The sequence below is a fragment of the Amycolatopsis thailandensis genome (genome assembly GCF_002234405.1).
In the GTDB taxonomy this organism is placed as follows: domain Bacteria; phylum Actinomycetota; class Actinomycetes; order Mycobacteriales; family Pseudonocardiaceae; genus Amycolatopsis; species Amycolatopsis thailandensis.
Window position 1 is genome coordinate 42,845 of sequence record NZ_NMQT01000021.1, and the last position, 14,380, is coordinate 57,224.

14 protein-coding genes are annotated in these 14,380 nt (G+C 67.3%); 9 read left to right on the plus strand and 5 right to left on the minus strand.

The features are described from left to right. Positions 1-56 precede the first annotated feature (56 nt). Positions 57-1,028 (plus strand): LysR family transcriptional regulator, encoded by a 972-nt coding sequence (locus tag CFP71_RS06780; RefSeq protein ID WP_244199578.1) that lies wholly within the window; start codon positions 57-59, stop codon positions 1,026-1,028. A gap of 167 nt (positions 1,029-1,195) precedes the next feature. Next, positions 1,196-1,996 (plus strand): hypothetical protein, encoded by an 801-nt coding sequence (locus CFP71_RS06785; protein ID WP_143267044.1) that lies wholly within the window; start codon positions 1,196-1,198, stop codon positions 1,994-1,996. A 53-nt stretch (positions 1,997-2,049) separates the two neighbouring features. On the opposite strand, the gene CFP71_RS06790 is transcribed toward CFP71_RS06785, so the two are convergent. Together CFP71_RS06790 and CFP71_RS06795 are read right to left on the minus strand one after the other, a co-directional pair. Further along, positions 2,050-2,631 (minus strand): dihydrofolate reductase family protein, encoded by a 582-nt coding sequence (locus tag CFP71_RS06790; RefSeq protein WP_093932964.1) that lies wholly within the window; start codon positions 2,629-2,631, stop codon positions 2,050-2,052. A gap of 180 nt (positions 2,632-2,811) precedes the next feature. Further along, complete coding sequence (locus CFP71_RS06795; protein WP_244199579.1) at positions 2,812-3,627, minus strand: glycoside hydrolase family protein; 816 nt, start codon at positions 3,625-3,627, stop codon at positions 2,812-2,814. A 150-nt stretch (positions 3,628-3,777) separates the two neighbouring features. On the opposite strand from CFP71_RS06795, the gene CFP71_RS06800 reads away from it, so the two are divergent. After that, on the plus strand, positions 3,778-4,593 hold the full coding sequence (locus CFP71_RS06800; protein WP_093932996.1) for a DUF1206 domain-containing protein: 816 nt from the start codon (positions 3,778-3,780) through the stop codon (positions 4,591-4,593). A 12-nt stretch (positions 4,594-4,605) separates the two neighbouring features. Here the strand turns inward: CFP71_RS06800 and CFP71_RS06805 are convergent, their stop codons facing one another. After that, positions 4,606-6,156 carry a P-loop NTPase fold protein gene (locus CFP71_RS06805; RefSeq protein WP_167406022.1) on the minus strand — a complete coding sequence of 517 codons (1,551 nt, stop codon included), beginning with the start codon at positions 6,154-6,156 and terminating at the stop codon, positions 4,606-4,608. 190 nt (positions 6,157-6,346) lie between these two features. On the opposite strand from CFP71_RS06805, the gene CFP71_RS44040 reads away from it, so the two are divergent. After that, a complete protein-coding gene (locus tag CFP71_RS44040) occupies positions 6,347-6,676 on the plus strand; it encodes a hypothetical protein (protein WP_167406023.1) in 330 nt (109 codons plus the stop codon). A 172-nt stretch (positions 6,677-6,848) separates the two neighbouring features. On the opposite strand, the gene CFP71_RS06810 is transcribed toward CFP71_RS44040, so the two are convergent. Both CFP71_RS06810 and CFP71_RS06815 read right to left on the minus strand, forming a co-directional pair. Next, complete coding sequence (locus tag CFP71_RS06810; RefSeq protein WP_005154651.1) at positions 6,849-7,172, minus strand: putative quinol monooxygenase; 324 nt, start codon at positions 7,170-7,172, stop codon at positions 6,849-6,851. A gap of 224 nt (positions 7,173-7,396) precedes the next feature. Further along, positions 7,397-8,170: an AraC family transcriptional regulator gene (locus CFP71_RS06815; protein ID WP_093932966.1), complete on the minus strand. Its 774-nt coding sequence runs from the start codon at positions 8,168-8,170 to the stop codon at positions 7,397-7,399. Positions 8,171-8,261: 91 nt separating this feature from the next. On the opposite strand from CFP71_RS06815, the gene CFP71_RS06820 reads away from it, so the two are divergent. From CFP71_RS06820 to CFP71_RS06840, 5 genes are all read left to right on the plus strand, one after another. After that, complete coding sequence (locus CFP71_RS06820; RefSeq protein ID WP_093932997.1) at positions 8,262-9,065, plus strand: sulfite exporter TauE/SafE family protein; 804 nt, start codon at positions 8,262-8,264, stop codon at positions 9,063-9,065. Positions 9,066-9,191: 126 nt separating this feature from the next. Next, positions 9,192-11,177 carry a WD40/YVTN/BNR-like repeat-containing protein gene (locus CFP71_RS06825; RefSeq protein WP_093932967.1) on the plus strand — a complete coding sequence of 662 codons (1,986 nt, stop codon included), beginning with the start codon at positions 9,192-9,194 and terminating at the stop codon, positions 11,175-11,177. 80 nt (positions 11,178-11,257) lie between these two features. Then, positions 11,258-12,439: a cysteine desulfurase-like protein gene (locus CFP71_RS06830; protein WP_093932968.1), complete on the plus strand. Its 1,182-nt coding sequence runs from the start codon at positions 11,258-11,260 to the stop codon at positions 12,437-12,439. A 490-nt stretch (positions 12,440-12,929) separates the two neighbouring features. Further along, positions 12,930-13,757 (plus strand): poly(ethylene terephthalate) hydrolase family protein, encoded by an 828-nt coding sequence (locus tag CFP71_RS06835; RefSeq protein ID WP_093932969.1) that lies wholly within the window; start codon positions 12,930-12,932, stop codon positions 13,755-13,757. 68 nt (positions 13,758-13,825) lie between these two features. Further along, positions 13,826-14,380 (plus strand): cysteine hydrolase family protein, encoded by a 555-nt coding sequence (locus CFP71_RS06840; RefSeq protein WP_093932970.1) that lies wholly within the window; start codon positions 13,826-13,828, stop codon positions 14,378-14,380.

The window sequence follows — 14,380 nt, forward strand, 5'->3', positions numbered from 1 at the left end:
AGAGGGGAAAGTGAATGACTTCAAATGCATAGCTGGGTATGACTAGCATTACCCATGTGCATTTGGACCTGAATCTGCTGGTCACCCTGGACGCGCTGCTCGACGAGCGCAGCGTCACCGGGGCGGCCGACCGGCTGTATCTCACGCAGCCGGCCATGAGTCGTGCCCTCGCCCGGATCCGGCGGGCCACCGGCGACCAGATCCTCGTCCGGTCCGGCCGCGCGATGCTGCCCACGCCCTACGCCGAGCAGATCCGCGACGAGGTGCACCAGCTGGTCACCCGCGCGCAGGCGGTGCTGACCCCGGCGGCGGAGGTGGACCCGGCTACCTTGGAACGCACCTTCACCGTGCAGTGCAACGACGTCGTCATCGACGCGCTCGTCGCGTACCTCGCCGCCGACCTCGCGCGGATGGCGCCCGGGGTCTGCCTGCGCGTCCTCAGCGACGCCGCCGTCCCCGCCGCCGACGATCTGCGGCGGGGTCGCGCCGATCTCCAGATCACCAATCAGGTCCCGACGCACACCGAGGCGCGTTCGACCACGGTGCTCACCGACGAACTGGCCGTGATCGGCCGCCGTGACCTGCCGCGGCCGCCGTCGACGTGGGACGCGCTCGCCGCGCTCCCGCATGTGGTGATCTCCCGCGAAGGCGGACGTCACAACCACGTCGACGATCTGCTGAAGGCTCGCAAACTCCGCCGGAAGATCGCCTTCACCGTGCCGACGCTGGCGTTGGCGCTCCGGATCGTGGACACGCACAACCTGGTGACGGTCGCTCCCCGGCTGCTCACGCGGCACGCGCTCCCGCCCTCGCTGCGCGCGTATCCCATGCCGGGGGCCACTCCGCCGATACCGGCCGTCCTCGCCTGGCATGCCCGCCATGACCGGGACGCCGCGCATCGCTGGCTGCGAACCTTGATCGTCGACGCGCTCGGCAAGATCACCAGAGAGTCCTTTGTGGCTGAACCTGGAATTCAGGGCGTCCGGTGTCCTGTGGAAGCGGGCGATAGGTTGCGGGAGTGTCTCTGACAAGGAACCCGCCGCCCGATTTCCGTGTGCCTTTCTGGGCCTTCGACTTCCCTCCGAATTCAGCGGTTCCTCGTGGTGACCTTTGCTTCTCGGCAGACGATCTGGCTCATGCCCTGTTCGTCACCGGGCGTGCCCCAGGGCATCGGGGCGCTCATGGTAAGGCGTCCGTGTATGAATGGCTGCACCGAGTGTCGATGATCCCGGCCTATCTGGAGCGCACGTTCAATGCCGACCTGATCAGGTCGAGTCTCGCGCTGTCGTTGGACAGATCCGAATCCGTCGCGATTTCGTACGCTCTTGGGCAGGCGATGACGTCGATATTCTGCCGAGAGCAGCTCGGTGTCACTCATCTTCTTCATGTTGACCGTTACGCGCCGCAGTACCATTTGCGGTTCGGTGGTACTCGTCGAGCCGACCTGTTCGGCCCGTCGCCAAACGGCTGGGTGGTGGCTGAGGCGAAGGGACGCTCCGGGAGTGTTCCGCTAGAGCTCAGAAGGACGCTTGTCGCGCAGAAGCGCTCGGTCTCCGAGATCGAAGGCAAGCCTCCGTGGGTCGCGGTCGGGTGTGTCGCCTACTTTCCGCAGCGCAATGGTGCGATGCAGGTGGACGCGTTCGATCCCGTGAAAGACATTGACGAGCCTTCATTCTTCGATGTCGAAAGAGATGACTACCTACTCTCGTACTATCGGCCATTTTTGCGGGTCCTGGAGTCGGGAGAACGTGAAGAGCGGGGAGCTTTCGAGGCTGTCGAGTTCCCGGACTTCGGCGTTCGGGTCGGCGTTCCCGCACGGCTGGTGGAACGCCTCCGGCGTGCTGAATCGGAGGAGGTGGACGGCTTGGCCGACGACGTATCCGGGATCTTGGACGACGTCCACAGCCGAGAGATCGGAGTTCTTCCGGACGGCTGTGTGATCGAGACCGATTGGCAGGGGCCGGCCGGTCTTGACGGCGGACCGTTGTTCGACTGACCGCGATGCCGACTCCGGGCATGGGTGAGCGAGCGCTAGTTGTTTGTGGACGATCAGCGCGAGTGATGGCGGGTGGGCCGGTAGACGAGCTCTTGGGTGTGCCCGTCGAGTGTCCGGCTTTCGATCAGTTCGAGGTCGAAGTCGGCGGCGCCCTCGAAGATCCGTGCCGCTCCGGTCTCGCCGGTGAGTACCGGGAAGATCGTCACCTGGACCCGGTCGACCAGACCGGCGGCCATCAGCGCGCGGTTCATCGCCAGGCTGCCGTGCGAACGCAGCGGCACGTCGGATTCTTCCTTGAGCTTGGCGACGACGTCGACGGCGTCGCCGTTCACGATCGTCGTGTCCGGCCAATCGAGCGGTTCCCGCAGCGTCGTCGACACCACCGTCGCCGGAAGGTTCTTCAGTCGGGCGATCCACGGGTCGAGCGCCTCGATCTCGACGACGCCCGACAGCATCTCCACGTTCTCGCGGTATGTCGTGGCGCCGAAGACCATCCGCTGCTTCTCACTGTACAGGGCGAGGCGGCGCTCCAGGAACTCCGGGCCCTGCTTGCCCCAGTAACCACCCCAGTCGCCCGTGTGGGAGCCGTAGCCGTCGAGGCTGGAGAAGACGTCGAAGGTGTAGGTCGCGGTCATGATGGCTCCTTCAGTGAGTCCGGGCTTGCTTTCACCTCCTCTACGAACGGGCTGGGGGCGATCCGACATCACCTGCTGGATTTTCTCGGGGGTGGATTGATCGCGTGAAGGCCTCCTTCCCTCGGCTCAGCCGTGGAATCCCGACCTTCACGAACTGCGGGCGACCAGGGGTGGCCGGACTCACCCCGCCGCTCGGTAGGCGACACCGCTCCGGTTCGCGCGCGTGCCGTCGTAGAGACCGGTCGGAGCGGTCTTGGTGGAGAGGGTGAACCAGGAGTAGCGCTCCACGAACGGAAGCCCCCTGAGCATGGCCGTCGAGTCGGTGACGAAAGCGGCCTGCTGCTCCTGGCTGGGGTATCGCGGCGGGTTCTGCGTGAAGTCGGTGAGCGCGTACTCGGTGAGCCAGATCGGCTTGCGGTAACGGTCGTGAACCGCCTGGAGGTATCCGCGAAGATGGCCGACGGCGGCCGCGGAGAAGTCGCCGCCGTACCAGTGCAGCGGGATGAAGTCCACGCGTCGGCCCTGGGCGGCCGCGCCGCTCATGAACCGGTCCAGCCAGCCGCCCGCCCGGTCGCCGCCGAACGCGACGGCGGGCGCGCCGAGGCGCATGCCCGTTCCCTGGAGCTGCGGCCAGAGCGAGAGGGCCCGCTCGACGGTCATGTTCGCCTGACCGGACATGTCGGGTTCGTTGAAACCCAGCAAGGTCGAACCCTGCGCCTTCGCCGTGGCCAGGTTCTGCGGGGTGACCGAACCGGCGCCCCAGATCATCGGAACGAACTCGGTTCCGGCCGGTTTGGCGACGCCTTGAGGATCGGAAGCCCAGTTGTAGAACCAACTCGCGCGCACGTCCCGCAGGGCTTCGTTCACCCCCGCGACGGTGTTCACGCTGACGCCCTTCTTGCTCGCCGCGAGTTCGGCGGTCGCGGCAGGGGACGGGGCGAAGGTGGCGAGCAGGACCAGGGCGGTCGACGTCAGTTTGCGGACCAGTGAGCGCACGGCACTTCCTTCCGGCCGGAGATTTCTCAACGTAGCGAGGCCGCTGTCGCTTTGTCGATCACGCCGTTGGGCCGGATGGACCAGTCACACGGCGGTTTCGGGGGTTGGCCGCGAAACTCGGGGGAAGACTCGAAGAGGAGGGTGATCCGGATGTCCGCGACCAAGGCGAGACAGGTGCGCCACCACAAGGCCGTCCAGGTGCTCGGACGGATCGGGATGGGCTGCTACGGCCTGGTGTACCTGCTGATCGGGTACCTCGCGGTGCGGATCGCGGTCGGCGGTGCCGGCCAGGAAGCGGACGGGCGCGGCGCGGTCGCCGAAGTCGGTTCGACCCCGGTGGGCGGCGTGCTGTTGTGGGTTCTAGCGGCGGGGCTCGTGGCATACGGCCTGTGGCAGGCACTGCTGGCCGCGGTGGGATACACGTGGATCGACAAGGAGAAGAAGCGCACCGTCAAGCGGGTGACGTCCGGAGTGCGCTGCCTGATGGGGGTCTCACTGGGCTTCTACGCGGCCCGGCTCGCCGTCGGCGCGGGAGAACAGGGCAGCGGTGACCAGAAGCAGCAGGAGCTCACCGCGACGCTGCTCGGGTTGCCCGCGGGCCCGTTCCTGGTGATCGTGGCGGCCGTCATCGTGTTCGGCGTCGCGGTGGGTTCGGTGGTCAAGGGTGTACGCCGGACCTTCGTGGAAGACCTCGATCTCTCGAAGCTGCCGTCGGGGACCCGGCGGTGGGTCGAGTGGCTCGGGAGGATCGGCTACGCGGCCCGGGGCGTGGTGTTCGGCGTGGTCGCCGTGCTCCTCGGATTCGCCGCGATACAGCACGATCCGTCGCGCTCCGGCGGGCTCGACGCCGCTCTGCGCACGCTGGCCGCGCAGCCGTTCGGCACGGTGCTGCTCATCGTGGTGGCCGCGGGGGTCGCCGCGTTCGGCGCCTATTGCGTCGGGGCGGCACGCGCGCAGCGCGGTTGACGGAAGGTCGTGTCATTTCGAGTACTGCCGGTCGAGCTTGCCCAGCGCGGTTTGGACGGCGAGTTCCAGAATCGGCGTGGGTTCGCCGAGCACCTTGATGGCCGCGGCGTGTTCCTCGGCCTTTCTGCGGAGATGGAGGCTGGCCTTCCCACCTTCGATCCAGTAGACGGGCAGCGAAGTCGCGATGCCCGCTATCCACAACAGCGACAGGCCAATTCGAGCCTTCGCCAGTAGCGCTTGGAGGGCGGGTTCCTTGAGACTCATACCGGAGATGTCTTCTTGTGCCTGGTCGGGTGTGAGGTCGCCGCGCCGCGCGGCCGCGAGGCACTGATGTAACCTCCACAAGCCGTCGAGTTGTTCATCGCAATCGGGCAGGCCGCGCATGGACGCGCGAACGGCGCCCTCGAGGTCGTCGAAGACCAGGTTCCTGATGATCCTGTCCACACTGAGTGGCTCGTCCGGTGTCCGTCTCTGGAGTTCCACCGCGCCGCGTGCCGCACGGAGAAGGTCCCTGGCCAGCCCACCGGACCAGGCATGGCAGAGCATCCCGACTATGGGCGGAAATCCCGTGCAACGCGAGTTCGTGACGTCGAGTGACTCGTCGAGTGTCAGCCAGTTGGTGTGTACGACGGTGTCGAAGGACGAGTCGAAGGCGTCGCGTCCCGCCAGCCCACGCTGTTCGAAGGAGTCCAGGGCGTCCGTGGACACGGTGACCAGGAAGTGCACTTTCTGAATGTGGAACAGGTCTTTGAGCTCGTTGACGATGGCGACGAGGTGATCGGGATCGTTGATCTTGTCGAGTTCGTCGACGCAGATGACCATGCGCGTCGTCTTCGTGTGCCTCGCGAAGCATCTCAGCAGATCACGGAGCGCGCTGACCAACTCAGACCGCGTCATCGCCCGGCTCTTGAGCTTCAGGCTGCTTTCCCCGCTTGTTTCGAAGAAGGACCGGACCTTCAAAGTGCTCTTCGTCGTGCTCCCTTGCTCCGTTTCCCACCTCAGCTCCCGCAATAGTTCGCGGGCTTGCCTGATGTCCGGAGGCAGGGCTTCGGCGTCGAGGCGGAGTGCGACCTTCCCCATCAGTATGAGCATCACGAGAGTGAGCAGGGCGATTGACGTGACATTGGCGATCAGCCCACCGAAGGAATTGCTCGGCAACCAGGAAACGGAACTTGTTTGCATCGACGCTGAGGTGGAGGTGTCTGGCAGGACTCCGGCCAGGATGCCGAAGCAGGCCAGCATGAGCAGCCTTCTCGCGCTGATCCGCTCCACTGCCCCGCGGAGCCGACCGCCCGTGGGCCGGCTGTGGCCTTGTGAAATCGCGGTGGCGACCTCACCGAGCAGAATCCTGATGAATTCACCAGCGTCGTAGCGGACGGGCGAGGGGACGATGATCACCGGTCCGTCGATCTCGGGGTCGGCGACGAGGGAGCGCATCACGGTGGATTTTCCCGACCCGCGGGTTCCCGCGAGACCCACAGCGGATGCCTCGTGCTCGAGGATGAATTCCTTGATGTAGGCGGTGGTCCGCGATTGACGAAAATGTGCCACATCGAGTTCCACCAGCCGAGGAGCGTGGGTGGGGAACGCGATGATCCCCCGAGGCCCCAGTTCCGAGTTGATGGCCGCGGACAGGGCTTCTTGAACCGATGACGCCAGCGATCGTTCCAGTACGTCGGCCGCGGTCTTCGTGGGCTGGAGGATCGCGCGGAGTGTGGCACGGCCTCTGAGCCATTCCTCCAGGATGATGACCGTGCAGATCGCCGTGACGGCCCAGCTCAGGAAGATCAGTGTGTTGGGGTCCCTGGCGACCCAGTTCTCCTTGGAGCCTCCGGCCAAGACTTTGACGAGGGTCGCGTTCGAGGCGATCGACAAGAACAGGGAGCCGGCGATGAAGGCGATCAGGGCACCGCTCAGGCAGAGCAGGCTCAACATGAGCCGTCGTGAGTGCCTTTTCGTCTCGCGTGCCGAGCGGGACGTGGCGCGCGAGAGCGCGATGGCGTCCGCTTCCGTCGCCGCCTTGATCTTCTCGGTTCCGTCGGCCAGCAAGCGACTCAGGATTTCGTCCTGGCAGGTCTTGTAGTGCTTGAACTCCTGGCGTTCGAACAACCGGCCGGCGATGGTCTTGATCTCGGCGGCGATGGTGGGGGCGGCCATGGACACATAGTCGGCGTGGCCGCCCGAACGTTACGAATGGCGAAGTGGGCAGGACTTCCGCCTCGGTCCCGCGAAAGGACCGAGGCGGAAAGCGGAACCTACTCGACGGCGAGTTCGCCCAGTTCCGACCAGCCGTCCTGATCGACCTTCGCGTTGACGATCCGCGGCGTCTCGGCCAGGTACTGCGGCAGATCGCGCTGTGCCGCGCGGAAATGCTCGGAACCGACATGGGCCGCGCCCGCGTCGTCGTCCTGGAACGCCTCCACGAGAACGTACTCGTTCGGGTCGTCCAGGCTGCGGGACCAGTCGTACCAAAGACAACCGGGCTCGGCGCGGGTCGCTTCGGTGAAATCGCGCGCGATTTCCGGCCACCGGTCCGCGTGTTCGGGACGGACCCGGAACTTCGCCGTGATGAAGATCATGATCGTCCTGCTTTCCTGCTCAAGAGAATTGGCTTTCTCCGTCGATCATCGCCGACGTACGAAACGTAAGACGCCACGTCACCACATGGCGGCCCCGACGATACCCGGGCAGCACGCGTTCACCGCCAACGGCAGGACCATGGCGGTGACCGCGCAGGGTCGGAACGTCTGCGATGACCGCCGCGGAGCGTCGGGGTGTGGTGTCTCACGTTGAGACATCGGCGTCAGAGCGCGGAAGCCGCGCGGTAATCCCTCGGCGACGTGCCGATGAGCCGGGTGAACATCGTGGAGAACGCGGCCGGGCTTTCGTAGCCGAGCGAGGCGGCGATCTCCGCGATGGGGCGGCCTTCCGACAACAGTGACAGGGAATGCAGGACGCAGGCTCGTTGCCGCCAGCGGGCGAAACCCATCCCGGTTTCGGCGGTGAAGATCCGGTTCACCGTCCGCTCGCTCACGTGCAGCCTGGTCGCCCAGGCGCTCAAGGGATCGTGGATGTCCGGACCATCCAAAAAGGACTCGCACAGTGCGCGAAGCCGTTCGTGTCCCGGGAGGGGGAGATCGAGCCGGACCGGGGCGGAACGGCGGATCTCGTGCAGGATCAGGCCGATGAGGGCGGCGTCTCTGCCGCGCGGGGTGTACAACTCGGGCACCTCGACGGCCTCGTTCAGCAGTTCCCGGAGCAGCGCGGAGACCTCGACGACCTGGCAGCGCCGAGGAAACCACGGCACCGCTTTCGGCTCGATGTACAGGCTCCGGGTGCTCACGGTCGTCGTGAACACCTGATGGCCGGTCTCCGGCGGGACGAGCACCGCGCGCCGGGTCGGGATGGTCCACGTGCCGTCGGCCGTTTCGACCCGCATCGATCCCGTCGCGCTGTAGAGGAACTGCGCCCGCCGGTGCCGGTGCTGGGGAATCCGGTGTCCCGGTGGGTAATCGGTGCGGATCGCCACCACCGCGCGATCGAGCTGGTCGACCTCGTCGATGGGGATGTCGCGCACCTCACCCAGGCTACTCCGCCTGTCCGTTGCGCGAAAGAAAGTGGCGTCCTTTCGAATGCCCGCCGTGCCGCGAGCGCCTACCGTCGAGGAAGTGCTGATCGAGATCGCGGTGCTGCTCGGGTTCGGCTGCCTGAGCGGCGTCACCACTGTCCTTTTCGGATTCGGCGGCGGCTTCATCACCGTGCCCGTCGTCTACGCCTTCGCGCTCGCCGAGCCGGAACACGCCCTGGGCGCGATGCACGTGGCGGTGGCCACGTCGACAGCGGTGATGGTGGTCAACGCCGGAAGCGCGACTCTCGCCCAGTCGCGGACCGGACGGCTTCGCCGGGAGTACCTGTGGCCGCTCATCGCCTTCATCGGCCTCGGTGCCCTGCTCGGTTCCTTCGCCGCCACCGCGGCCGACGAAAGTGTCCTGCGCTGGCTCTTCGTCGCCTACCTCGCGCTGACCATCGCCGACAGCGTGGTCCGGAAGGGGTTCGTGAGCAGGCGGGAGGACGCTCCGCCTCGTGCGCTCGGCGGGTTCACGACCACCGCGGGCGGGACCGGGATCGGTGCCGTGGCGAGCTTTCTCGGGGTCGGGGGCAGCGTGCTGACCGTTCCCCTGATGCGCCGCAAAGGCCTTCCGATGGCCGACGCGACCGCGCTGGCGAACCCCTTGAGCCTGCCGGTGGCGGTGATCGGCACCGTCGTCTACGCCTTGGCGGCGACAGGCGCGCCTTCGGGCGCCGCTCATCTCGGCTACATCGACCTGGTGGCCGCCGGCGCGCTGCTGTGCGGGTCGCTGCCGACCATCGCGGTGACGCGCCGGGTGGTCGGCCGGATCCCGGACCGCGCCCACGCGATCGCGTACCTCGCTCTGCTCGCCGCCGCGCTGATCGCGATTGTCGTCCGCTAGTGATCGGATGAGTCAGGAGGAAGTCAAGTCTTGACATGTAGATGTTCGGGATGACAAAGCTAGTTGCCCGGTAAAGATCCGATGAATCTCTATACCTTTGCCGGAACTTGCGCCAAGATCTCCCGCATGAAACTGAGATCGATCACCAAACGCATGTTCGTTCTCGGGCTGCTGACGGTTCTCGGGACCACCGGGACGACGTCGGTGGCCACCGCCGAACCCCAGCAGCCGCCCGCGGACGTCAACGCGACCGGGTTGCCGCGCGGCGGCTGGGAACCGATCGGCCCGAACAGCGTCGGCGGGCTGCTGGCCGTGTCGCCCGCCGGACTCGCGATGATGCAGCCCGGCCCGCCCGCGTTGTGGCTCTCCAGCGATCGCGGCGCCTCCTGGAGTGCGCGCCGAGGTCTGCCGGTGGACACCTCCATCCAGGGGTTCTTCGCCGATCCGGTGAATCCCGACCGCATGCTCGCGGTGGGCAACAAGCCCGGGTATCAGATCGGCGAGTGGCAGGGCCTGCTGCTGCGCACCACGGACCGTGGCCAGACCTGGGAAACCCTGCGCGAGTGGTACCCCGACGGCGCGTTCGGCATGGCCACGGACCCGACCGGCCGGGTCGTCGTGGTGCAGAACCTCGACACGCTGAGCGTCAGCACCGACGGCGGCGAGAACTGGAACGACGTGCCGCGGACCTGGCCGCGCGAGGGGATCGCCGCGCCGGTCGGCGCGCTCAAGCTCACCATGGTCGGCGACGACGCCTACTTCACGACGGTCTACCCGGAGTACTCGCTGTGGGTGGTCCGCGGGGTCAGTACCAAGGAGCCGCGGGCCGAACTCGTCTACCGGACCAACGGCGAGGTCAACCAGGTCGCTTCGGACGGCAAGCGGTTCGTGGTCACGGTCGGCCCCGAGCTGCACGGTTCCACCGACGGCGGCAAGACCTGGACGGTGCTGCGGCGCGAACCGGGCGGGCAACCCCTGCGCGAACCGCGTTTCGTCGGCGGCCGGCTGTACGTCTCGACGTATAACGACATAGACGTCAGCGCCGACTTCGGCCGCACCTGGACCCGCAAGCCGGTGCCCGCCGCGGGCGAAGGCGTCAGCGACATGATCGAACTTCCCGCGGCTCCGGGCAAACCCGCCACCACGCTGATCTCCGCGCTGTACCGAGGGGTGTACGCGGACGGCGGCAAGAGCGGCTACCAGCAGATCGGCGTCCCCGGCGAATCCATTCGCGACCTCGTGACCAGCGGGAACATCCTGCGGGAGAGTGTCGTCGCGGCCGGGGTGCAGGAGATCTACAACACCCCGCTCCCGCGCGGAAAGGTCTCCGCGGCGGACCGGGTCTGGCAGTCGCATCCGACCGATCGGCTGCACGAGGACGCGCGGCTGTCCGTCTCGCCGAGCCGCCCGGACGTCGTCTGGCAGGTCACCCGGAACGGGTTCGCGCTCGACGTGCTCCGCAGCGGTGACGGCGGCCGCACCTGGCAGTTCGCGGCGAAGGCGAAGGAAGGCCTTCCCAGGGCGATCTTCGCGCATCCGGCCGACCCGGACAGGCTCCTCGTCTCGGCCTTTGCGCCCAGCGGCTATGTGCTCTACCGCAGCGACAACGCCGGGAAGACCTGGGAAAAGCTCACCACCGACACCGGGTTCATCGCGTTCGCGGGCGACCCGTGGAACGCGAACCGGGTCTGGGGCGGTGACTCCGGCGGCCTGTCGCGGTCTGACGACGGCGGCAAGACCTGGACCCACGTCTCCGACGAACCGGTCAGTTCGATCTCGGTCAGCCGATGGGGTGGCGGACGCGTCCTGGCCGGTGGGGCGGGCATCCTGCTCAGCGAGGACAACGGCCGGACGTTCCGGCGGGTCCACGACGGTGGGGACCCCCGCGAGATCAGCCGGATCCTGCCGCATCCGTTCGACTTCCGGGTGTGGTTCGCGAGCAGCTCGACCGGGGGAGGCGTGCTGCGCAGCACGGACTTCGGCCGCACCTGGTCGCCGGTGCCCGGCGCGCTCCCCGACGCCAGGGTGCTCTCGCTGGCGATCAGTGCCGACGGCCGGTATCTGTTCGCCGGCACCGCGCAGTCCGGGGCGTACCGGCTGACGCTGTACTGAGTCCGGGCGCTTCGTGGCCGGAGAAACTTCCGGCCACGAAGCGTTTACCCGGCCCCTCGCCGGATGTCAGAGTCGAGGTCATGGCCATCGACGTCGCCGCCCTCCGGCTCCAGTTCCCTTCCCTCGCCGACGGAACCGCCTTCTTCGACGGACCCGCGGGTACCCAGACACCCCGGCCCGTCGCCGACGCCATCGCCGGGACCCTGACCGCTCCACTGTCGAACCGGGGCAAGGTCAGCCCGTCCGAACTCAACGCGGAGAACGCCGTCACCGGTTTCCGTGCCGCTTACGGCGACTTCCTCGGCGTGCCCGCCGAAGGTGTCGTCCACGGCCGCAGCGCCACCCAACTGACGTACGACTTTTCCCGTCACCTGGCCAAGAACTGGCGCGAGGGCGACGAGATCGTCGTCAGCCGTCTCGATCACGACGCCAACGTCCGGCCCTGGGTCCAGGCCGCCGAACGGGCCGGGATGACCGTCCGCTGGCTCGACATCGACCCGGAAACGACCGAACTCGACCTCGATTCCCTCGTGCTCACCGAGAAGACCAGGCTGGTCGCGGTCACGGCGGCCTCGAACGTCCTCGGCACCAAGCCGCCGATCCGCCGGATCGCCGATCTCGCGCACGACGCCGGGGCGCTGGTCTTCGTGGACGGCGTGCATTACGCCGCCCACGATCTGGTGGACGTTCCCGCGCTGGGAGCGGACTTCTTCGTCTGCTCGCCGTACAAGTTCCTCGGCCCGCACTGCGGGGTGCTCGGCGCGTCGCCGTCCCTGCTCGAAACCGTCGAGCCGGACAAGCTCATGCCGTCGCCGGACACCGTGCCCGAACGCTTCGAATTCGGCACGCTGCCTTACGAAATCCTCGCGGGCGCGACGGCCGCGGTGGACTTCCTCGCCGCCATCGACCCGGGAGCGGGCGAATCACGCCGGGAACGGCTGACGAACTCGCTGAACTCCTTGCACGACCACGAAATCACACTGCGTGCCAAATTGGAGAAGGGGCTGGGAGACGCCGTCACCGTCCACTGCAAGGCGGCCGACCGGACCCCGACGCTCTTGATGAGCCTCGGTGGCCGCGAGCGCGAGGCGCAACGGCATCTCGCCGATCGGAAGATCGTCGCCCCGGCGGGGTCCTTCTACGCCTACGAGGTCTTCGCGGCCTTGAAGCTGGAGGACCCGGCGCTCCGTGTCGGGCTCGCGCCGTACACCAGTGTGGAGGACGTCGACAGGTTGCTGGACGGGCTGTCGGCTTTCGGGTGACCACAGTGGACAGTCGGGCGCTTTCATGGCTTGGGCCTTCACGCACCCCGGCCGTGGCGTGTGGGGTTTCTGGGGCTCTTGAGGTAATCCGGTTGTCCGTGAAGGGCCCCTTGAGGGACCCAAAGTCCGTGAAGGCCTCCTTCACTACCTTGAGGGTAGGTAAGGAGGCCTTCACGGACTTACGCCCACGCGAGCCGGCCCCAGGACGAGCCCAAGTGATAGCAAGGGTCCCTTGCTATCACTTCTCTCAACATTGAGACAAGCGATAGCAAGGGACCCTTGCTCACGTTGCTTAGCACGCTAACTAACGGGAGCAAAGGTCCCTTGCTCCCCCGCGAGGACCGGCGCGAGCCTTTGTCTTCCCCTCGATCACAAGATCGAGCGGGAGACCTTGTGATCGGTCCCATGGACCTACGGTGACCGGACCGACACTCTGGGAAGGGAACGTCGCGGGCAACGGGGCCCGGGGCCGAACGGGACGGTGACCAGGATGGCGGGATTTCGCGCACGGACACTCATCGCCGGGATGGTCGCGCTCGCGGCCGTGGGCATCGCCCCCGCCGCGACGGCCGCGACCGTCAGCGCGGATCCATGGAGTGCACCGGGGCCCTTCGCGGTGACCGTCGAGGCTCTCGACGGCACGCACACCGTGTACCGGCCTTCGCGGCTGGAGAAACACCCGGTGATCTTGTGGGGCAACGGAACCGGCGCGAACCCGAAGATCTACGACGGCCTGTTGCGTCATCTCGCTTCGCACGGTTTCGTGGTCGCGGCGGCCGACACGCCGAACGCGGGCTCCGGCGCGGAGATGCTGGCCGGGGCCACGACCTTGATCGCCGAGAACTCCCGCCCCGGCAGTCCTTACCAGGGGAAGATCGACACCGCGCACATCGGCGCCACCGGCCACTCCCAAGGCGGCGGCGGGGCGATCGCCGCCGGAGCGGATCCGCGCGTCACCACCACGATCCCGATCGAGCCGGGCCCACAGGGCTCCGCCGCGGCCTTGAAGGGGCCGGCTTTCTTCCTCGGGGGCCAGTTCGACACCATCGTCGTTCCCGCGCTGCTCGTCATCCCGCGCTACCGCCTCGCGAGTCAGGTGCCCGCGATCTACGGCGAACTCGCCGGGGCCACCCACTTCACGCCCGTGGGTGACGGCGGCGGATTCCGCGGCGCGATCACCGCCTGGTTCCGGTTCTGGCTCTCCGGCGACGAGCGGGCCCGGGCGGAGTTCTTCGGCCCTTCCTGCGGACTGTGCCGGGACGGGGCGTGGTCCGACGTCCGGCGCAACGCGAAGGCTTCGGCGATTCCGGGAGCTTGATCGCCGGTTCTTGTCGGTGCTCCGGGTTAGGGTCTGCCACAGCAGCCTGACCTGGAGGGATACCCGTCATGACCACTCTCGACAACCGGCCGAACACCGCGCTCCTGGTCGTCGACGTCCAGAACGGCGTCGTCGACGAGGGCCACGAACGCGACGCCGTGGTCGCGAACATCGGCGGCCTCGTCGGCAGGGCGCGGAAGGAAGGCGTCCCGGTCGTCTGGGTGCAGCATTCCGACGAGGAGCTCGTGCACGGGAGCGAAGAATGGCGCATCGTCGGCGAGCTCGCTCCCGAGGAAGCCGAGCCGCGCGTCGACAAGTCCTACGGAGACTCCTTCGAGGACACCGATCTGGAGAAGGTGCTGGCCGAACGTGGCGTCGGGCGGCTCGTGGTCGTCGGGGCGGAGACCGACGCCTGCATCCGCTCGACGTTGCACGGTGCCCTGGTCCGCGGGTATGACGCGACGCTGGTCGGCGACGCGCATACGACGGTGGACAAGTCGGAATGGGGAGCGCCGAAGCCGGATCAGGTCATCGCGCACACGAACCTGTACTGGCGCTACCAGGTCGCGCCGGGCCGGAAGGGAGGCACGGTCACGAGCGAAGACGTCGATTTCAGCGGCTGA